Genomic DNA, 859 nt, shown 5'->3' on the forward strand with positions numbered 1-859 from the left:
AAGAACTCGAACGTCGAACCCGCGGGAACCTCCGAGCCCGAGGCGTCGAGCCGCACCGGGTCGCCCGCGTGCACGGCCGCCGGGCTCGCCGTGAGCCGCGCGCCGTACGCCGATGCGGTGGCCGTCGTGGTCGCAGCCGGTCCGGTGCCACGGCCGTTGGTCGCGGCCACGCTCACCTCGTAGCTCGCTCCCTGGTCGAGCCCGGTGATCGTCGCGGTCCTGGTCGTGACCGTGGTGACGTGGTCCCGGGAGTCCCCGGACAGCCCCACGGGGTGGACCCGCACCGTGTAGCTGGTGACGGGCTGCCCACCGTCGTCGGTGGGCTGCGCCCACGAGACGTCGAGTCGGCCCACCCCGGGCGTGACGTCGAGGTCCCCGGGCGCACCGGGGGCGGCGTCGGCCGCGGCGACACCCGGGAGCTTCAGGATCTTCGCGCCGGTGGTGAGGTACAGGTTACCGTCAGGGTCCAAGTCGAGGTCGCCGACCTCGCGCAGCTCCAGATCCAGGGGCGCCACGCGGTCGCCAGCAGGCTCGGAGCCGCCGCCGGCGACCTGGTGGATGGTGCCGTCGCCGGCGCGGATCTCCCAGATCTCGAGGGCAGCGGAGCCCTGGTGCGCGAAGAACACGTTCCCGGACCGGTCGGCGACCGGTCCGGCGTGGATCTCGAAGTGGGTCTGCGTCGCAAGGTCACCCTCGACCGGCTCCGGCGGGTCCCAGCCCGACCAGTACCGGCAGCAGATCGTCACGATCCGGTCGGTCCGCCGGTCCACGCGGTGGATGTCCCAGCCGTTCTCGTTGACGTAGACGAAGGGGCCCTTGGCGTCCACGGCGACGACGCCGCGCAGGAACGGGTCGGTCG

Annotated in this window: 1 protein-coding gene; it reads right to left on the reverse strand. The window is 73.1% G+C overall.

Annotated features, from left to right (window positions below; translation table 11 throughout):
• The coding region (locus tag Q0L15_RS21160) for a fibronectin type III domain-containing protein (RefSeq protein WP_296606716.1) at positions 1 to 859 on the reverse strand (859 nt) is incomplete at both ends.

Origin of the sequence: Nocardioides sp. (assembly GCF_024509035.1) — a bacterium.
GTDB lineage: Bacteria > Actinomycetota > Actinomycetes > Propionibacteriales > Nocardioidaceae > Nocardioides.